The sequence below is a fragment of the Streptomyces sp. NBC_00247 genome, assembly GCF_036188265.1.
Taxonomy (GTDB): domain Bacteria; phylum Actinomycetota; class Actinomycetes; order Streptomycetales; family Streptomycetaceae; genus Streptomyces.
Genome location: NZ_CP108093.1, coordinates 2,248,610 through 2,264,663, shown reverse-complemented (window position 1 = coordinate 2,264,663; position 16,054 = coordinate 2,248,610). Strand labels below are relative to the sequence as shown.

General features: G+C 71.3%; 15 protein-coding genes. 8 read left to right on the top strand and 7 right to left on the bottom strand.

Annotated elements, in window-relative coordinates; translation table 11 throughout:
- The first annotated feature begins 109 nt into the window (after nucleotides 1–109).
- The 7 genes from OHT52_RS09315 to OHT52_RS09285 all read left to right on the top strand — a co-directional run bounded on the left by OHT52_RS09315 (nucleotide 110) and on the right by OHT52_RS09285 (nucleotide 8,387).
- Nucleotides 110–859 (top strand): A24 family peptidase, encoded by a 750-nt coding sequence (locus OHT52_RS09315; RefSeq protein ID WP_328723668.1) that lies wholly within the window; start codon nucleotides 110–112, stop codon nucleotides 857–859.
- A 114-nt stretch (nucleotides 860–973) separates the two neighbouring features.
- The gene (locus OHT52_RS09310; protein WP_328719660.1) at nucleotides 974–1,810 is read left to right on the top strand and encodes a class I SAM-dependent methyltransferase; all 837 of its coding nucleotides are present in this window, start codon (nucleotides 974–976) and stop codon (nucleotides 1,808–1,810) included.
- An 86-nt stretch (nucleotides 1,811–1,896) separates the two neighbouring features.
- Nucleotides 1,897–2,334 carry a hypothetical protein gene (locus OHT52_RS09305; protein WP_328719659.1) on the top strand — a complete coding sequence of 146 codons (438 nt, stop codon included), beginning with the start codon at nucleotides 1,897–1,899 and terminating at the stop codon, nucleotides 2,332–2,334.
- A 638-nt stretch (nucleotides 2,335–2,972) separates the two neighbouring features.
- A complete protein-coding gene (locus OHT52_RS09300; protein WP_328723667.1) occupies nucleotides 2,973–3,734 on the top strand; it encodes an isoprenyl transferase in 762 nt (253 codons plus the stop codon).
- A 517-nt stretch (nucleotides 3,735–4,251) separates the two neighbouring features.
- Entirely contained in the window at nucleotides 4,252–5,568 is a 1,317-nt protein-coding gene (locus tag OHT52_RS09295) for a PhoH family protein (RefSeq protein WP_328719658.1), read from the top strand.
- Between the two features lie 411 nt (nucleotides 5,569–5,979).
- A complete protein-coding gene (locus tag OHT52_RS09290; RefSeq protein WP_328719657.1) occupies nucleotides 5,980–6,699 on the top strand; it encodes a transglycosylase SLT domain-containing protein in 720 nt (239 codons plus the stop codon).
- A gap of 146 nt (nucleotides 6,700–6,845) precedes the next feature.
- Nucleotides 6,846–8,387, top strand: coding sequence for an AI-2E family transporter (locus OHT52_RS09285; protein ID WP_328719656.1), 1,542 nt, complete (start codon nucleotides 6,846–6,848; stop codon nucleotides 8,385–8,387).
- A 150-nt stretch (nucleotides 8,388–8,537) separates the two neighbouring features.
- Here OHT52_RS09285 and OHT52_RS09280 read toward each other — a convergent pair whose 3' ends face one another.
- Both OHT52_RS09280 and OHT52_RS09275 read right to left on the bottom strand, forming a co-directional pair.
- Nucleotides 8,538–9,071 carry an alkyl hydroperoxide reductase gene (locus OHT52_RS09280; RefSeq protein WP_328719655.1) on the bottom strand — a complete coding sequence of 178 codons (534 nt, stop codon included), beginning with the start codon at nucleotides 9,069–9,071 and terminating at the stop codon, nucleotides 8,538–8,540.
- Between the two features lie 12 nt (nucleotides 9,072–9,083).
- Nucleotides 9,084–9,638 (bottom strand): peroxiredoxin, encoded by a 555-nt coding sequence (locus tag OHT52_RS09275; protein ID WP_328719654.1) that lies wholly within the window; start codon nucleotides 9,636–9,638, stop codon nucleotides 9,084–9,086.
- A gap of 133 nt (nucleotides 9,639–9,771) precedes the next feature.
- Between OHT52_RS09275 and OHT52_RS09270 the strand changes: the two genes are divergently transcribed.
- Entirely contained in the window at nucleotides 9,772–10,737 is a 966-nt protein-coding gene (locus OHT52_RS09270; protein WP_328719653.1) for a hydrogen peroxide-inducible genes activator, read from the top strand.
- A gap of 42 nt (nucleotides 10,738–10,779) precedes the next feature.
- Here OHT52_RS09270 and OHT52_RS09265 read toward each other — a convergent pair whose 3' ends face one another.
- The 5 genes from OHT52_RS09265 to OHT52_RS09245 form a co-directional block, all read right to left on the bottom strand.
- The gene (locus OHT52_RS09265; protein WP_328719652.1) at nucleotides 10,780–13,155 is read right to left on the bottom strand and encodes an FtsX-like permease family protein; all 2,376 of its coding nucleotides are present in this window, start codon (nucleotides 13,153–13,155) and stop codon (nucleotides 10,780–10,782) included.
- Nucleotides 13,152–13,865 (bottom strand): ABC transporter ATP-binding protein, encoded by a 714-nt coding sequence (locus OHT52_RS09260; protein WP_328719651.1) that lies wholly within the window; start codon nucleotides 13,863–13,865, stop codon nucleotides 13,152–13,154. The genes OHT52_RS09265 and OHT52_RS09260 overlap by 4 nt, the downstream gene beginning before the upstream one ends.
- Complete coding sequence (locus tag OHT52_RS09255; protein ID WP_328719650.1) at nucleotides 13,862–14,386, bottom strand: PadR family transcriptional regulator; 525 nt, start codon at nucleotides 14,384–14,386, stop codon at nucleotides 13,862–13,864. Before OHT52_RS09255 ends, OHT52_RS09260 begins: the two co-directional genes overlap by 4 nt.
- 130 nt (nucleotides 14,387–14,516) lie before the next feature.
- A complete protein-coding gene (locus tag OHT52_RS09250; protein ID WP_328719649.1) occupies nucleotides 14,517–14,801 on the bottom strand; it encodes a hypothetical protein in 285 nt (94 codons plus the stop codon).
- Complete coding sequence (locus OHT52_RS09245) at nucleotides 14,798–15,781, bottom strand: SPFH domain-containing protein (protein WP_328719648.1); 984 nt, start codon at nucleotides 15,779–15,781, stop codon at nucleotides 14,798–14,800. Before OHT52_RS09245 ends, OHT52_RS09250 begins: the two co-directional genes overlap by 4 nt.
- Nucleotides 15,782–16,054: the final 273 nt, after the last annotated feature.

Below are 16,054 nucleotides of genomic sequence, written 5' to 3'. Positions count from 1 at the left end.
TCCGCCCGCGGGCTGCCCGGGCCACTCCCGCACGCGAGCCGGACGCCAGTGGGCCCTCGGACCCAAGACCCGTGCGGGGGAGTGCGATTAGGGTCGGTCCGTGGACGCCATCCGGATCACCGCCGTGACTCTCGCCGCCGTTTGGGGCGCTGCCACCGGGCTGTTGATCCCGCGTGCCGCGTACCGGTTCTCGGTGGAGCCGGAGGAGGAGTGGCGGGGCGCGTGTCCCGCCGGGCACCCCTTCTCCGCTACCGGCCCCGGCCGTGGCTGGCTGGGCGCCGCCGGCTGCCGGGTCTGTACGGCGGACGGCTCCGCCGCCGCCCCGTTCGCGCCACAGGTCCTCCTCGCCGCCGTGACCGCGTCGGCCTGCGCCCTGCTGGCCGCCGCCACCGGTACCCGTCCGGAACTGGCCGTCTGGCTGCTGCTCGCGCCCGTCGCCGCGCTCCTCGCCGCGGTCGACCACCGTGTGCACCGCCTTCCCGACCAGCTGACCCTCCCTCTGGCCGGGGTCGCCGCCGTTCTCCTGGGGGTGGCCTCCCTGCTGCCGGAACACGGCGGCTCCTGGTCCGGCGCACTGCTCGGCGGGGCCGCGCTGGGCTGCTTCTACCTGGTCCTCTACCTGATCAACCCGAAGGGGATGGGCTTCGGCGACGTGAAGCTCGCCCTCTCCCTCGGCGTGGTGCTCGGCTGGTACGGCTGGCCGGTACTGGTCGCGGGCGGGTTCGCCGGGTTCCTCTACGGCGCGGTGTACGGCCTCGGGCTGCTGGTGCTGCGGCGCGCGAACCGTCGTACGGGTATTCCGTTCGGCCCCTTCATGATCGCGGGTGCGCTGACCGGGGTCGTCCTGGGCGCCCTGTGACGCCCGGGCGCGGTCCGGTCGTGAGCGGTCCGACCGTGAGCGGATCCGGTCGTCCGGTGTCCGACGCCCGTAAAACCGTTCGCGGCCGCCGCGCCGCCCTGGGACCCTGCGGACATGCCGAAGCAGCCGGAGAACCCGGCCCCCTCCCAGCCCCTCACCGGAGCCTGCGCCGACCGCTTCGCCAAGCTGGTGGCCGAGGCGGAGGCGGCGGAGGTGGACGGCTGGGACTTCTCCTGGCTGGACGGGCGGGCGACCGAGCAGCGGCCCTCCTGGGGATACGCCCGCCGCATGGCCGACCGGCTGGGCCGGGCCACCGCCGCGCTCGACATCCAGACCGGCGGCGGCGAGGTGCTGGCCTCGGCCCCGGTCCTTCCGCCGCTCATGGTGGCCACCGAGTCCTGGCCGCCGAACGTGGCCCGTGCCACCGCACTCCTCCATCCGCGCGGGGCGGCGGTCGTCGTGGATTCCGACGAGCCACCGCTGCCGTTCGGCGACGGTGCCTTCGACCTGGTGGTCAGCCGCCACCCGGTGACCACCTGGTGGCAGGAGGTCGCCCGGGTGCTCGCCCCCGGCGGGACGTACTTCTCCCAGCAGGTGGGCCGGGCGAGCGTCTTCGAGCTGGTCGAGCACTTCAGGGGCCCGCTGCCGCCCTCGGCGTACGCCGCCCGCGACCCCGAGCGGGCCCGTACCGACGCCGAGGCGGCGGGGCTGGTCGTGACCGACCTCCGGTCGGAGTCGCTGGACACCGCGTTCTTCGACATCGGGGCAGTCGTCTATTTTCTCCGCAAGGTCATCTGGATGGTGCCGGGCTTCACCGTCGACGGCTACCGGCCCCAACTGGAGTCGTTGCACCGGCGGATCGAGGCCGAGGGCGTCTTCAGGGCCCGGACCACGCGCTTCCTCATCGAGGCGCGCAGGCCGACAGGCCCCGCACGAGACCGCTTTCGGTGAGGAAATCATTAACCTCCCTCCGTTCGCGCCGTCTTGTGCCACAAAGTGCGATCCTGGACGAGTTGTACGGAGAGAGGGAGCGTGGTGTGGGGAGCGAGCAGTCCGGGGGGACGGCCGGCCGGCACCGCTCGGGCAGGTCCGACTGGCTCCGGGGCGCCTGGATCATCGGCGTCCACGGTGTCTTCTACCGCCCGGACGGCCGGGCCGGGGGACCCGAAGCGGTGGAGTTCGTCCTCGCCGAGGAGAGGTCGGTCCTGATCACCTGTGCCTCCGACCGGACGCTCCGGGTGACCGCCGGCACCTGGCCGCGGCTTCCTGACTGGTGCGTGCCCGCGGGGCTCTGGGTACACGGCCCGCTGAACAGCCTGCCAGCCGCGCCCTACGGGAGCGGCTGGACGGTCACCGGGACGCAGGAGAGCCGGGACGAGGACGACCAGGTGCGCGAGACCGTCATCCACTGCGAGAACGGCGACTTCGTGGTCGCCGCCGGGGACGCGCTCGTCATCCGTTTCCATCCGAGCTGAAGCGGTCCGAAGCGGGGGCGGGAGCCTGCCCGCGGGCGCCCGCGGCGGACCAGGCCCGTGCCGGCCCGGACCGACCCCGAGCGCCCGCACGCCACCCGGAAGGCGGCTCGGGGCCGCCCGCACGCCCGGAATGCCGGATTCCCTGCCCGCTACGGAGTCCGCCGAATCCGGAGAGTAGTGGTGGAGTGGCGAGGCGGGCAATAACGCTCACGAAGGGTTAGGGTGGAGTTCCCCCCCTCGGGCCGGTCCGTATCCCCCCCCACGGACCGGCCCGTTTTTTTGGTACGGCCCCGGAGTCGCGGCCGTGACCCCGCGGTCCCGCCGCCACCTCCGCAGCGCCGGAGCTTTCCGCGATACGCCCGGTACTCCCCGGAGTCGCCGCGCGACACGGTGGCACAGGGGGCGGGGGAGCGCTCACATTTCTCTGGTCTTCGCGGAGTTGTGACAGACCGGGTTGGGCCCGTACCGCCTTCCCGCAGTAATGTGACGGCTTCGGGGGAACGCCGGCGCGAGGCGCGGCACACGTCCGCGCGGGGCCGTGCGGACATGGCGGCGAACCCCCCACGGGGCGGTCCCCGCACCCCTGTGACAGGGGCGGGCGGGCCGATGACCCGAACGGAATCGAGAGGGTGAACTCAGTGAACTTGCGCGACCTGGTGTACGGGCTCTACGCACGCCGGGTGGAAGGCCGGCTGGACCACTCGCAGGTGCCGAAGCACATCGGAGTCATCCTCGACGGCAACCGCCGCTGGGCGAAGGCGTCCGGTGGTTCCGCGGTTCAGGGCCACCAGGCCGGTGCGGACAAGATCTCCGAGCTGCTCGGCTGGTGCGACGAGACCGATGTCGAGGTCGTCACCCTCTGGCTGCTGTCGACCGACAACTTCGACCGCCCCGAGGCCGAGCTGAAGCCGCTTCTCGGCATCATCGAGAACACCGTGAGCAACCTGGCCGCGGACGGCCGCTGGCGGGTCCACCACGTGGGAACCATGGACCTGCTCCCCGCCCAGACCCAGACCGTCCTCAAGGAGGCGGAGCAGGCCACCGCCGACGTCGACGGGATAATCGTGAACGTCGCGGTGGGCTACGGCGGCCGTCAGGAGATCGCCGACGCCGTCCGGTCGCTGCTCCTGGACCACTCCGACAAGGGCACCACCTTCGAGGAGCTCGCGGAGGTCGTCTCCACCGATCTCATCTCCGAGCACCTCTACACCCGCGGCCAGCCCGATCCCGACCTCGTGATCCGTACGAGCGGCGAGCAGCGCCTCTCCGGATTCATGCTGTGGCAGAGCGCTCACTCCGAGTACTACTTCTGTGAGGTCTTCTGGCCGGCCTTCCGCAAGGTCGACTTCCTCCGGGCGCTGCGCGACTACGCGGCCCGCCACCGTCGCTACGGCGCCTGAGCGCACCGCCTCCCCGGGAAGGGGAGCGGGGACGGAACGTGCGGCGCACTCCTCTTGTACGGACGCGCGGCGCGCTCCCCTTGTACGGACGTGCGCGAGGACCCGCGCGCCCGGACACGTACGCACCGCCGCCACGAGGGCGTCCCCGTCGAACGGGGGCGCCCTCGTGGCGGTTCGCGGTCCGCGGTTCGTCGGCCGGCGGTTGCCACGTGTCCACCTGGGCGCCTCCGGACGGTGGCGCAACCCGTTGCATGGCTTCGGGCGTTCGAGGGAATACCCCTGACAGGTCGACGTCCGGTCATCAACCAGGCGGACGTCGCAGCATGTGGACGGCCCACCGGACCGTCCACCCGGGAGGCCCTTTGCACACGAAGGACCGTACGCACCGTACGGCCGACGCGGAGGGCCGGCGTTCGGCCCGCGCGTGGGGGCCAGAACCCGGTCCGTCCTCTTCCTCCGGGAAGTTCCGCGACGCCCGTCGCACTCCCCGACCTCGTCCGAGGGGGTACGTCCTTCCGTGGTGACCAGCTCAAAGCGCCGCATGCCCGACAGGCGCACCTATGTTCTCGACACCAGCGTCCTGCTGGCCGACCCCAACGCCATGACGCGTTTCGACGAGCACGAAGTCGTGCTGCCGATCGTCGTCGTCACGGAGCTGGAGGCCAAAAGGCACCACCCGGAGCTCGGTTACTTCGCCCGGCAGGCCCTGCGCCTGCTCGACGACTTCCGCGTCCGGTACGGCAGGCTCGACGCTCCGATCCCCCTCGGGGACCTGGGCGGCACGCTCCGTGTCGAACTCAACCACTCCGACCCCGGCGTTCTGCCCGCCGGCTACCGGCTGGGGGACAACGACTCACGGATTCTCGCGGTGGCGCGCAATCTGCAGGCCGAGGGGTACGACGTCACGGTCGTCTCCAAGGACCTTCCGCTGCGCATCAAGGCGTCCTCGGTCGGGCTGCTCGCCGAGGAGTACCGCGCCGAACTCGCCATCACCGACTCGGGTCACACCGGGATGGCGGAACTGCCGCTCTCCGGTGAGCAGGTGGACCTGCTGTACGCGGAGGAGACGCTGTACGTCCCCGAGGCGGCCGAGCTTCCGGTGCACACCGGGCTCGTGCTCCAGTCCGAGCGGGGCAAGGCGCTCGGCCGGGTGACGGCACAGGGCAACGTCCGTCTGGTGCGCGGGGACCGGGAGGCGTTCGGCATCCACGGCCGCAGCGCCGAACAGCGGATCGCCCTCGATCTGCTGCTCGACCCGGAGGTCGGCATCGTGTCGCTCGGCGGCCGGGCCGGCACCGGCAAGTCGGCTCTGGCGCTCTGCGCGGGCCTGGAAGCCGTCCTGGAGCGTCGGCAGCACCAGAAGGTGATGGTCTTCCGGCCGCTGTACGCGGTCGGCGGGCAGGAGCTGGGCTATCTCCCGGGCAGCGAGGCCGAGAAGATGAGCCCCTGGGCGCAGGCCGTCTTCGACACGCTCTCGGCGGTGGCCGGGCGCGAGGTGATCGAAGAGGTGCTGGGGCGCGGCATGCTGGAGGTCCTGCCGCTCACCCACATCCGGGGCCGCTCGCTGCACGACGCGTTCGTGATCGTCGACGAGGCGCAGTCCCTCGAACGCAATGTCCTGCTGACCGTTCTGTCCCGTATCGGGGCGAATTCGCGTGTGGTGCTCACTCATGACGTGGCCCAGCGGGACAACCTCAGGGTCGGCCGGTACGACGGAGTGGTCGCGGTCGTCGAGAAGCTGAAGGGGCATCCGCTCTTCGCCCACGTGACACTCACCCGCTCCGAGCGTTCACAGATCGCCGCACTGGTGACCGAAATGCTCGAAGAAGGATAAAAACGCGACAGATTCAGCGATCTGTCCCACATGTCCACGGGGCGCCCGGCGAGCGAAGCAGCTTAGCCGGGCGTCTTCATGTCACGCCGTCATTTCCGTCAAACGGGTGGCATAAGGAGCGTGTGAGCTTTCCCACGCAACAGAGAATTGCTTCTCGGCGTCCTTCTCCGGCAGAGTCTTGCTTCCGTCAGGCCCCGCATACGGAAACCGGGCACCTTCCGAGGCGCTCAGCACCACACAACTCAACAACCGATCTCCGTATGCCGCCCGCGAGCACCACGCGGCACTTCCGCGAGGAAGTCGCCCACCGGGCCCGTGTCTCCCGTGACCCAAGCAGTAGGGAGGCCAGTGTCAGAGGGCACGATCGCGCCCGCGAGGTCACCTAAGCGGGCGATGCTGGAAGGACACCGTGTGAGCCGGATCTCGGTCCGGGGGTTCGCAGTGGCATCAGCCACCGCGGTCACCACCGTTGGCGCCGTCGTAGGCGTTGCTTCGGGCAGCACTCCCGCTGTCGACGACAACAACTTCGAGGCCACCGCAGCCGACACCACGCTGCTCGCAGACATCCCCGTGGGCCACCAGGCCCAGGTGCAGACCGCTTCGCTGACGCAGCAGGCCGATGCCCAGGCATCCGCGGCCGACGCCGCCGCGAAGAAGTCGGCGGAGGAGTCGGCGCGACTCCAGGCCGCCAAGGACGCCAAGGTCAAGAAGCAGTCGGCCGAGGACCAGGCGGAGCGCGAGAAGGAAGCCAAGGAGGCCCAGGAGGCCAAGGACGCCCAGGAGCGCGCCAGCCGTTCGGCCGTGCGCGACGCCACGTCGTTCGCCGCCCAGGGCTCGTACTCGGTCGCCGAGGTCCAGGCGATCGCGCGGCAGATGATCCCCGCCGACCAGTTCCAGTGCTTCAGCAACATCGTGAACCACGAGTCCACGTGGAACTACCAGGCGGTCAACGCCTCCTCCGGCGCGTACGGTCTGGTCCAGGCGCTTCCGGGCTCCAAGATGGCGTCCGCCGGCGCCGACTGGCAGACCAACCCGGCGACCCAGATCAAGTGGGGCCTCAGCTACATGAACGCCAGCTACAAGAGCCCCTGCGGCGCCTGGTCGTTCTGGCAGGCCAACCACTGGTACTAGAGTTCCCGCTCCAACCCCTCGATGCCCCGCACCGTTCGACGGTGCGGGGCATCGTGCGTGGTGCGACCCGTCACCCATGTACGGTCGCATTCCGGCCGTTCGGGGGTAGACGGTCGGTGCACACCCATGGGGGAGAGGGACCACGCATGTCGAAACTGCCCGGTTGGCTCGGACGCGTCGGGGCCGAACTGACGGACCTGGCGGCCCGCCTGGAGGAACGGCGGGAGCAAGCCGCACGCGAGGAGTCGGAGTCCGGGCACGCCCACGCACACGGGCCGCACACGCCCCCGCGCTCCGGTCACCGCCATGCGAGCGCCGCGGCCGCGAAGAGCGACCCCGACGCGGGTGCGCAGGTGCCCGCGCCGCCCGCCTACGCCCCCGACGTCGCCGCCCGGGCCCATCCGGTGGGTGCCATCCCCTGGGGCATGCGCGTCGCCGCCGAGGCCGGCTGGCGGCTGCTCGTGCTCGCGGGCACCCTCTGGGTGCTGATGCGGGTCATCAGCGCCGTCCAGCTCGTCGTGCTCGCCTTCGTGGCCGCCCTGCTCGTCACGGCGCTGCTCCAGCCGACCGTGGTGCGTCTGCGGCGGTACGGGCTGCCGCGCGGTCTGGCCACGGCCGTCACCGCGGTCCTGGGCTTCGTCATCATGGGGCTGGTCGGCTGGTTCGTCGTCTGGCAGGTGATGGACAACCTCGACACCCTCTCCGACAAGGTCCGCGACGGCATCGACGAGTTGAAGCGCTGGCTGCTGGACAGCCCCTTCCACGTCACCGAGTCGCAGATCAACGACATCGCCAAGAACCTCAGCGACACCATCGGCACCAACACCGAGGAGATCACCTCCGCCGGCCTCCAGGGCGTCACGGTGATGGTCGAGTTCCTCACCGGGATGCTGCTCGCGATGTTCTCGACGCTCTTCCTGCTGTACGACGGCAAGCGGATCTGGGAGTGGACCCTCAAACTGGTCCCCGCCCAGGCCCGTCCGGGGGTCGCCGGCGCCGGACCGCGTGCCTGGCGCACGCTCACCGCCTACGTGCGGGGCACCGTGATCGTCGCGTTGATCGACGCCATCTTCATCGGGCTCGGGATCTGGTTCCTCGACGTGCCGATGGCGGTGCCGCTCGCCGTGTTCATCTTCCTCTTCGCCTTCATCCCGCTGGTCGGTGCCGTGGTGTCCGGGGCGCTGGCGGTGGTCGTCGCGCTCGTCACCGAGGGGGTGTTCACCGCCCTCATGGTGCTGATCGTGGTGCTGGCGGTGCAGCAGATCGAGGGGCACATCCTCCAGCCGTTCATCCTCGGCCGGGCGGTACGGGTCCACCCGCTCGCCGTGGTGCTCTCCGTCGCCGCGGGCGGGATGGTCGCGGGCATCGGCGGCGCGGTCGTCGCCGTACCGCTGGTCGCCGTCACGAACACGGTGGTCGGCTACCTGAGGTCGTACAGCAGGCAGGAGGCCCAGCGGCACTCCCCGCAGCCGCACGGCGCCTCCGCGCTCCACGTGGCACCCACCCCCGCCCCCGGCACCCCGCCCGAGGACCGGTACGACGAGTCGTACCCGGCTGACGGGGACGGGACCGGCGGTACGGGGACGAGCGGGGAGGCGCCCGAGGCGCCCCGGACCCCCGAGGCCCCCGGCACCACCCCGCCGGAGGGCACCGGTCCCGCCCCGGACGACCGGCCGGACCACCCGTAGGCACCCCCGCGCGGGAAGCTCACGCACGAGGAGCTCGCGCGCGAGGGCTCGCGCACGTAAAGCCCGCGCGCGAGGGCTCGCGCACGTGAAGAAGGACCCCGCGGACGGTCGGTCGTCCACGGGGTCCTTCTCGTACAAGGTACCGCTGTCCTATTCGGCGAGCACGGCCTCGGCTTCGAGGGTGACGCCGACGGCCTGGATCACCGAAGCGATCTTCACGGCTTCCTGAATGGTCTCACGGTCCACGCCGGCCTGGCGGAGCACCTGCTCGTGGGAGTCCAGGCACTGGCCGCAGCCGTTGATCGCGGAGACGGCGAGCGACCACAGCTCGAAGTCGACCTTCTCCACGCCCGGCTTGCCGATGACGTTCATCCGCAGACCCGCGCGGAGGTTGCCGTACTCCGGGTCCGACAGCAGGTGCCGGGTCCGGTAGAAGACGTTGTTCATCGCCATGATGGCGGCGGCCGACTTCGCGGCGGCGTACGCCTCCGCGGAGAGGTTGGCCTTGGCCTCCGGCTCCAGCTCGCGCAGGACCGTGCGTGAACGCGAGGCGATCGCGCAGGCGAGCACGGTGCCCCAGAGCTGCTGCTGCGGCAGCTCGCTGTTGCCGATGACCGAACCGAGGTTCAGCTTCAGGTCCTTCGCGAAGTCCGGTATGGCGGACTTGAGTTCGTCGAGTGCCATGGTGATATCAGCTCACTCGCCGGAGAGGAGGGCGACCGGGTCCAGGGTGTTCTCGCCCTTGGTCCAGTTGCACGGGCAGAGCTCGTCGGTCTGGAGGGCGTCGAGGACCCGCAGGACCTCCTTGGGGTTACGGCCCACGGAACCGGCGGTCACCATCGTGAACTGGATCTCGTTGTTCTGGTCGACGATGAAGACGGCGCGCTGCGCGAAGCCGTCCTCGCCCTCGATGCCGAGGTCACGCATGAGCTCGTGCTTCGAGTCGGCCATCATCGGGAACGGCAGGTCGGTCAGGTCCGGGTGGTCCTTGCGCCAGGCGTGGTGCACGAACTCGGAGTCGCCGGAGAAGCCGAGGATCTGCGCGTCGCGGTCGGCGAACTCCTCGTTCAGCTTGCCGAAGGCGGCGATCTCGGTCGGGCACACGAAGGTGAAGTCCTTGGGCCACGCGAAGACGATCTTCCACTGACCCTCGTAGGTCTTGTGGTCGATCTGAGCGAACTCCTTGCCGCTCTCCAGCGACACGCAGGCGGTCAGGTCGAACTCGGGGAACTTGTCACCAACAGTGAGCACGCGATCTCCTAGCAGGTCAGGAATTCCCCTTTTGGGGGCCTTCCTGGAGGGTTGGACTGCGCCCACCTTGGCACAGAGTGCATTGATCGCGGAAATAGCTACACTTGTTTCCGATGATCGGAGGTACCTATCAGTGGCTCAGCCAATCCAGGGCAACAGGACCAAACAGCCCAGCCTCTCCCAGCTGCGCGCCTTCGTGGCCGTCGCGGAGCATCTGCACTTCCGGGACGCGGCGGCAGCCATCGGGATGAGCCAGCCCGCCCTCTCCGGGGCCGTCTCCTCGCTGGAGGAGGCACTCGGTGTCCAGCTCATCGAGCGGACGACGCGCAAGGTGCTGCTCTCGGCGGCGGGCGAACGCCTCGCGGTCCGCGCCCGAGCCGTCATGGACGCGGTGGGCGCGCTCGTCGAGGAGGCCGAAGCGGTCCGCGCACCCTTCACCGGGACGCTGCGGCTCGGGGTGATCCCGACCGTGGCGCCCTACCTGCTGCCGGCCGTGCTGCGCCTGGTCCACGACCGGTACCCCGCACTCGATCTCCAGGTGCACGAGGAGCAGACCTCCTCACTGCTGGAGGGGCTGACCGCCGGACGGCTCGACCTGCTGCTGCTCGCCGTGCCGCTCGGCCACCCCGGCGTCACCGAGCTGCCGCTCTTCGACGAGGACTTCGTCCTGGTCACCGAGCGGACCCACCGGCTCGGCGGTCGCGCGGACATCCCCCGCGAGGAGCTGCGCGACCTGCCGCTGCTGCTGCTCGACGAGGGGCACTGCCTGCGCGACCAGGCCCTGGACATCTGCCGGGAGGCCGGACGCGTGGACGGGACGCCGGTGACGACGACCGCCGCCGGGCTCTCCACCCTCGTCCAACTCGTCGCCGGCGGCCTCGGCGTCACGCTGCTGCCGCGCACCGCCGTGACCGTGGAGACCGACCGAAACCCGGCACTGGCCACCGGCCGCTTCGCGGCACCCGCTCCCTCGCGGCGGGTCGCGCTGGCGATGCGCACCGGGACCGCCCGGCACGAGGAGTTCGGCCGGCTCGCCGAGGCACTGCGCGAGGCGATGGCCGCGCTCCCGGTACGGACGACGGCCGCCGGGGAGCACTGAACCCCGGCGGCCGCCCGCGGCCCCCGCGCGGGGGCGCCGCAGTCACTCCGTGCGCAGGCCGTCCGGCCGCATCAGCCGCCAGAGCACCGGCAGCGAGAGCAGGGTGACCAGCAGGACCACTCCGGCACCCGCTCCGGCCATCGGCAGGAACAGCGACCAGTCCGAGACCGGCTTGGCGGTCATCCAGGACAGCCCCCAGCCCAGTGCCAGCCCGCCGACGACCGCGACCACCAGTCCCACCGCCACCGGGATCGCCGTCTGCCAGAACACCGACCAGCCCAGCGTGGAGCGGCGGGTCCCGAACGCCACCAGCACCGACAGCAGGCGCTTGCGTTCACGCAGCTGCTCCAGCTGCTGCACGAGCATCGAGGCGGCCATCAGCAGCAGGGTCGCGGTCCCGCCGACCTTGAGGGCGGTCTGAATGCTCGCGTACCGGCCGTCCCGCTCGGTCGAGTTCAGGGCGACCACCCGCATCGAGGGGTCGATCACGGCCGCCGTGTTCCGGACGAGCTCGGAGACGTCCGGCACGCTCTCGTCGATCTTCACCTGGAGGACGATCGTCGCGCCCGGCAGGGTGGCCGGATCGATCGCGCCGAGGGTGGCGAGGATGCCCGTGGTCTCCTCGCCGTGCGGGTCGAAGCGCCCGGTGACGGTCCGCGCCGCCGCGGGGAGGGTCCAGCGGACCGGTCCGTCGGCCGTCCCGTAGTCGTCGATCTCGACCTCCTCGCCCTTGCGGGCCGACTCGTCGACCCAGTCGGACATCTCCTGGTCGTGGGCGGGGTGGGCGACGAAGGTGTCGCCGTCCGCGCAGTCGCCGATCCTGGCGAGTTCCTCCAGCGTCGCGCAGTCGCCGATCGTGATCGAGGTGGTGGGCTGGACCTCGTCCTCGGAGTACGTGCCCGGCTTGGTCGCGTACACCTGCACCGTGCCGATGACCTTCTCCACACCCCTGACGTCCCTCAGCGACTCGATCGCGCCGGTGGCGCCCTCGCCGGTGACGTTCTGGGAGGCCATGTAGAACTGGGCCCGGGTGGGGTCCTGGCCGGTCATCCGGTTGAAGTCGGTGTTCATCGAGGCGAACAGCATCTGGAGCGCCACCGCGCCCGCCACCGCCACGGTGATCCCGCTGACCGTCCGTGCCGCCGTGCCGGCGCTCAGCTGGAGCCGGCGCCCGGCCAGCTGCCAGGGCACCGGGCCGCCGCGCAGCCTGTTCACGCACGCCTCCACCGCCCAGGGCAGCAGCAGAGTCAGGCCGCCCAGGACGAGCACTGCGCCGATGACGATCGGCGCCGCCTCGGCCGTGCCGTCCTCGGGCGCCCTGCCCTTCGCGGCGAAGACACCGAGCCCGGCCAGCGGCACCAGCAGCCGCCACCAGAGCCGCCGCTCGCGGGTGCGCGCGTTCCGTACGACACCCAGCGGCTCCACCACCACGGACCGCATGGCGACCAGGGTCACCAGCACCGCGCAGGCCGGTACGGCGGCCGCGATCAGCGCGACCATGGGGACGGAGGGGGCGAGGTCGGCAGGGAAGACGCTCTGCTCCCAGACCGAGAGGGAGCCGACGAACGGTCGCACCGAGAGGAAGAGGACCGCCCCGCAGGCCAGCCCGAGCGCCGCGCCGAACAGCGCCTCTCCCGCGGCGATCCAGCGGACCGAGCGGGTGTCCGCGCCCACCAGGCGCAGCGCGGCGAGGCGACGGTCCCGGCGGTCGCCGCCGAACCGCACGGCGGTGGCGATGAAGATGGCCACCGGCATCAGCAGCACCACGCCGACCATCACGCCGAGCACGAGGAGCAGCGGGCTGAGCGGCGGGACGGGCAGCCCGCCGCCGTAACCGTTCAGCCGGTGGCCGCCGTTCGCCCGGTCGAGGGTGGAACTGCCCAGGTAGAAGCGGAGCTCGCCGGGGGAGACCAGTCCCGCGTCGGAGATCGTGCCGTCGACGGCGTACGGCAGCCGTTCGCGGAGCAGGCGCCCGTCCGGGGCGTCCAGCATCTCGGCGAGTGCGGGCGAGACGTACATCCGCCCGGCCGCGGGGATGCGCGGCAGGCCCGCCGGCAGCACCGGGTGCGCGCCGTCGGCGCGCATCAGCACGCCTTGGACGGCGCGGTGGTGGTACTCGGTGTCGATCGTGGTGACGAGGACCGTGCGGTCCGTCCTCTTGTTGGTGTCGGGAGCCATGGAGGCACGGCTCTCCGACCGGGCCTCGCTGCGGTTCTCGCGCGCGTCGAGCAGATGCGGGACGGCGGAGGCGACGAGCAGCAGCAGCACGCCGATGCCCACGCCGACGGCGGTGAGCAGGGTGCGTGCCCACCCTTCGCGTCCGCCCGCCGCGGCGAACCGGACACCGAGCCCGAGGTCCCGGAGCCGGGCAGGGGTACGGGTGCGGGTGCGGGGGAGGGGGCCGGGCGGCGTCGTCACAGGGCGTACTCCAGATCGGTGGCCCGGCCGTCCCGGACGGTCACGTCCCGGTCGGAGTAGGCGGCGACCCGCGCTTCGTGGGTCACCAGCACCACGGCGGTCCGGGTGGACCGGGCGGCTTCGGTGAGCAGTTCCATGACCCGCTCGCCGTTGAGGGAGTCGAGGGCGCCGGTCGGCTCGTCCGCGAAGAGCACCTTCGGTGAGGAGGCCAGGGCGCGGGCCACGGCGACCCGCTGGCCCTGGCCGCCGGAGACCTCGCCGGGGCGTTTCGCCGCCAGGTCCTCGACTTCCAGGCGCTCCATCCAGCGCAGCGCGGTCCGCTCGGCGGCCTTGCGGCGGACGCCGTCCAGCCGCAGCGGGAGCGCCACGTTCTCCACGCAGGTCAGTTCGGGGACGAGCTGGCCGAACTGGAAGACGAAGCCGAAATCGGTGCGGCGCAGGGCGCTGCGCTCCCCGTCCGACATCGAGGAGAGCTCACGGCCCGCGTAGGTGACCGAGCCGGAGTCGGGCGTGACGATCCCGGCGAGGCAGTGCAGCAGGGTGGACTTCCCCGAGCCGGAGGGGCCCATCACCGCGACGACCTCGCCGGGGTGGACGGAGAAGGAGGCGCCGTCGAGCGCGGGCGTCGCGCCGTACGTCTTGCGCAGGTCGCGGGCGGCGAGCAGGGGGGCGAGCGGGGAGCCGGGGAGCGCGGGGCCGGGGAGCGTCACGGGGTGATCACCTCGGCGAGCTTGTCGAGCCGGGCGGCGGTCAGTTCCAGCCACCGCAGGTCGGCCTCCAGATGGAAGAGCGCGTGGTCGCAGATCAGCTGGTCGGCGAGGTCGCCGTCGCGCTTGCGCGCCGTCAGCGTCCGCATCAGCCGCAGGTGTTCGGCGCGCTGGGTGTCCAGCACTCCGGCCGCGCCGCGACCGGTCAGGATCGCCAGCACCACCTTGGTGTACAGGGTCGACTGGAGGTAGGGCTCCGGCTTCTCCGGCTGGGCGAGCCAGTCGGCGACGTCCGTGATCCCGGCGTCCGTGATGGCGTACCGCTTGCGCTCGGGACCTCCGTCGCTCTCGACGCCGTCGACCTCGACGAGCCCGTTCTTCAGCAGCCGGGACATGGTCGAGTAGACCTGCCCGTAGTGCAGGGGGCGGTCGTGGCCGAACTTCTCGTCGAAGGTGCGCTTCAGGTCGTAACCGTGGCGGGGACCGGACTCCAGGAGTCCGAGCAGGGTGTGGCCGATAGACATGCGGAGCACTGTACACGCTGTGTATACCTGCGGTGTATAGCTGGCCGGGAAGCGGCGGTGCGGCGCCGCTCCCCGGCTCCCGGGAGGCGGCGCCGTTGCCGGAGAGCGGTGAGCGGCATCCGCCCCGTGCTCACTCCGGCGGACGCGCCTTCGACTCGGGCCCCGAGGGCCCCGAGGGCGTCGAGGGCCCCGAGGGTGCCCCGGGCGGGCGTCCCCGGCGGGCGATGGGGGCCGTGGCGCCGGGCAGCCGGCCCGCCTCGGCCAGTGCCCGCCGCAGCAGGAACTCGATCTGCGCGTTGGCGCTGCGCAGCTCGTCGGAGGCCCAGCGCGCCAGCGCGTCGTGCACGGCGGGGTCGAGCCGCAGCAGCATCTGCTTGCGCTGCCGCGGCCCTCTTCCGGTGGTTTCCTCGGTCACTGGTAGAGCGTGCCCGTGTTCAGGACCGGCTGTGCGGCGCGGTCCCCGCAGAGCACCACCATCAGATTGCTGACCATGGCGGCCTTGCGCTCGGAGTCCAGCTCCACGATGTCCTGCTCGGCGATCCGGGTGAGCGCCATCTCGACCATGCCCACGGCGCCCTCGACGATCTGCTTGCGGGCCGCGACGACCGCCCCGGCCTGCTGCCGCTGAAGCATCGCCGAGGCGATCTCGGGGGCGTACGCGAGGTGGCTGAAGCGCGATTCGATGATCTGGACCCCGGCCGCCTTCACCCGGGCGGTCAGCTCGACGGCCAGCTTCTCGGTGATCTCCTCGGCGTTGCCCCGCAGCGAGAGGCCGCCCTCCTCGTGGGCGTCGTACGGGTACTCGATGGCGATGTGCCGGACGGCCGCCTCGGTCTGGGTGGCGACGAACTCCAGGAAGTCGTCCACCTCGAAGAGCGCCTGCGCGGTGTCCTCGACCTTCCAGACGACGATCGCGGCGAGCTCGATCGGGTTGCCGTAGGCGTCGTTGACCTTGAGCACCGCGGTCTCGTGGTTGCGGACCCGGGTGGAGATCTTCCGGCTGCTGGTGAGCGGGTTGATCCAGCGCAGGCCGTCGGTCCGGATGGTGCCGACGTACCGGCCGAAGAGCTGGATGACCCGGGCCTCGCCGGGCGCGACCATCTTCACGCCGCTCATGCAGAAGAAGGAGGCGATGACGATGAGGATGCCGACGATCACCAGGGCCGCGCCCGCGCCGTCGTTGCCGCCCGATCCGGTCACGCCGCCGATGACGATCACGCCGATGCCGATGAGGACGCCGACCACGGTGAGCAGCAGACCGAGGCCGCCGGGGATGGAGTGCGCGGTCACTTCTCCGACCTGCGGGGCCGGCAGCTGAGGTGCGTCGACGGGCAGGTCGGTGGTGGGCGTGGGCGTGGACGGGATCTGCTGGTGGTCGTCGTGCTGTTCGGACACGGGGTCCCCCGATTCGTCTGACGGCCCTGCGTGGGCGCAGGGGGAGCTCCTGGCGGGAAGCTCATAGCTTGCAAAGTGATATCACATTAATGCTTTTCGCAACCATGGGGCCCTCTGCGGAGTCGGTTCCTTGAGAAGCGGGTGCTGATTCTCACGTCCGGAAAAGGCCGGATCGCTTGCTTTTTGTCCGTCCTGACGGTGTTAGCTGTCTTGGCTGGGCAGAGCTGACGGCAGAACTGACGGCAGGGCTCACGAACGGACCGACGGCACCGC

What these genes read in the sequence shown, in the direction of transcription:
- OHT52_RS09310 (WP_328719660.1), top strand. Translation starts at nt 974, where the DNA reads ATGCCGAAGCAGCCGGAGAACCCGGCCCCCTCCCAGCCCCTCACCGGA.
- OHT52_RS09285 (WP_328719656.1), top strand. Translation starts at nt 6,846, where the DNA reads ATGTCGAAACTGCCCGGTTGGCTCGGACGCGTCGGGGCCGAACTGACG.
- OHT52_RS09280 (WP_328719655.1), bottom strand. Translation starts at nt 9,071, where the DNA reads ATGGCACTCGACGAACTCAAGTCCGCCATACCGGACTTCGCGAAGGAC.
- OHT52_RS09255 (WP_328719650.1), bottom strand. Translation starts at nt 14,386, where the DNA reads ATGTCTATCGGCCACACCCTGCTCGGACTCCTGGAGTCCGGTCCCCGC.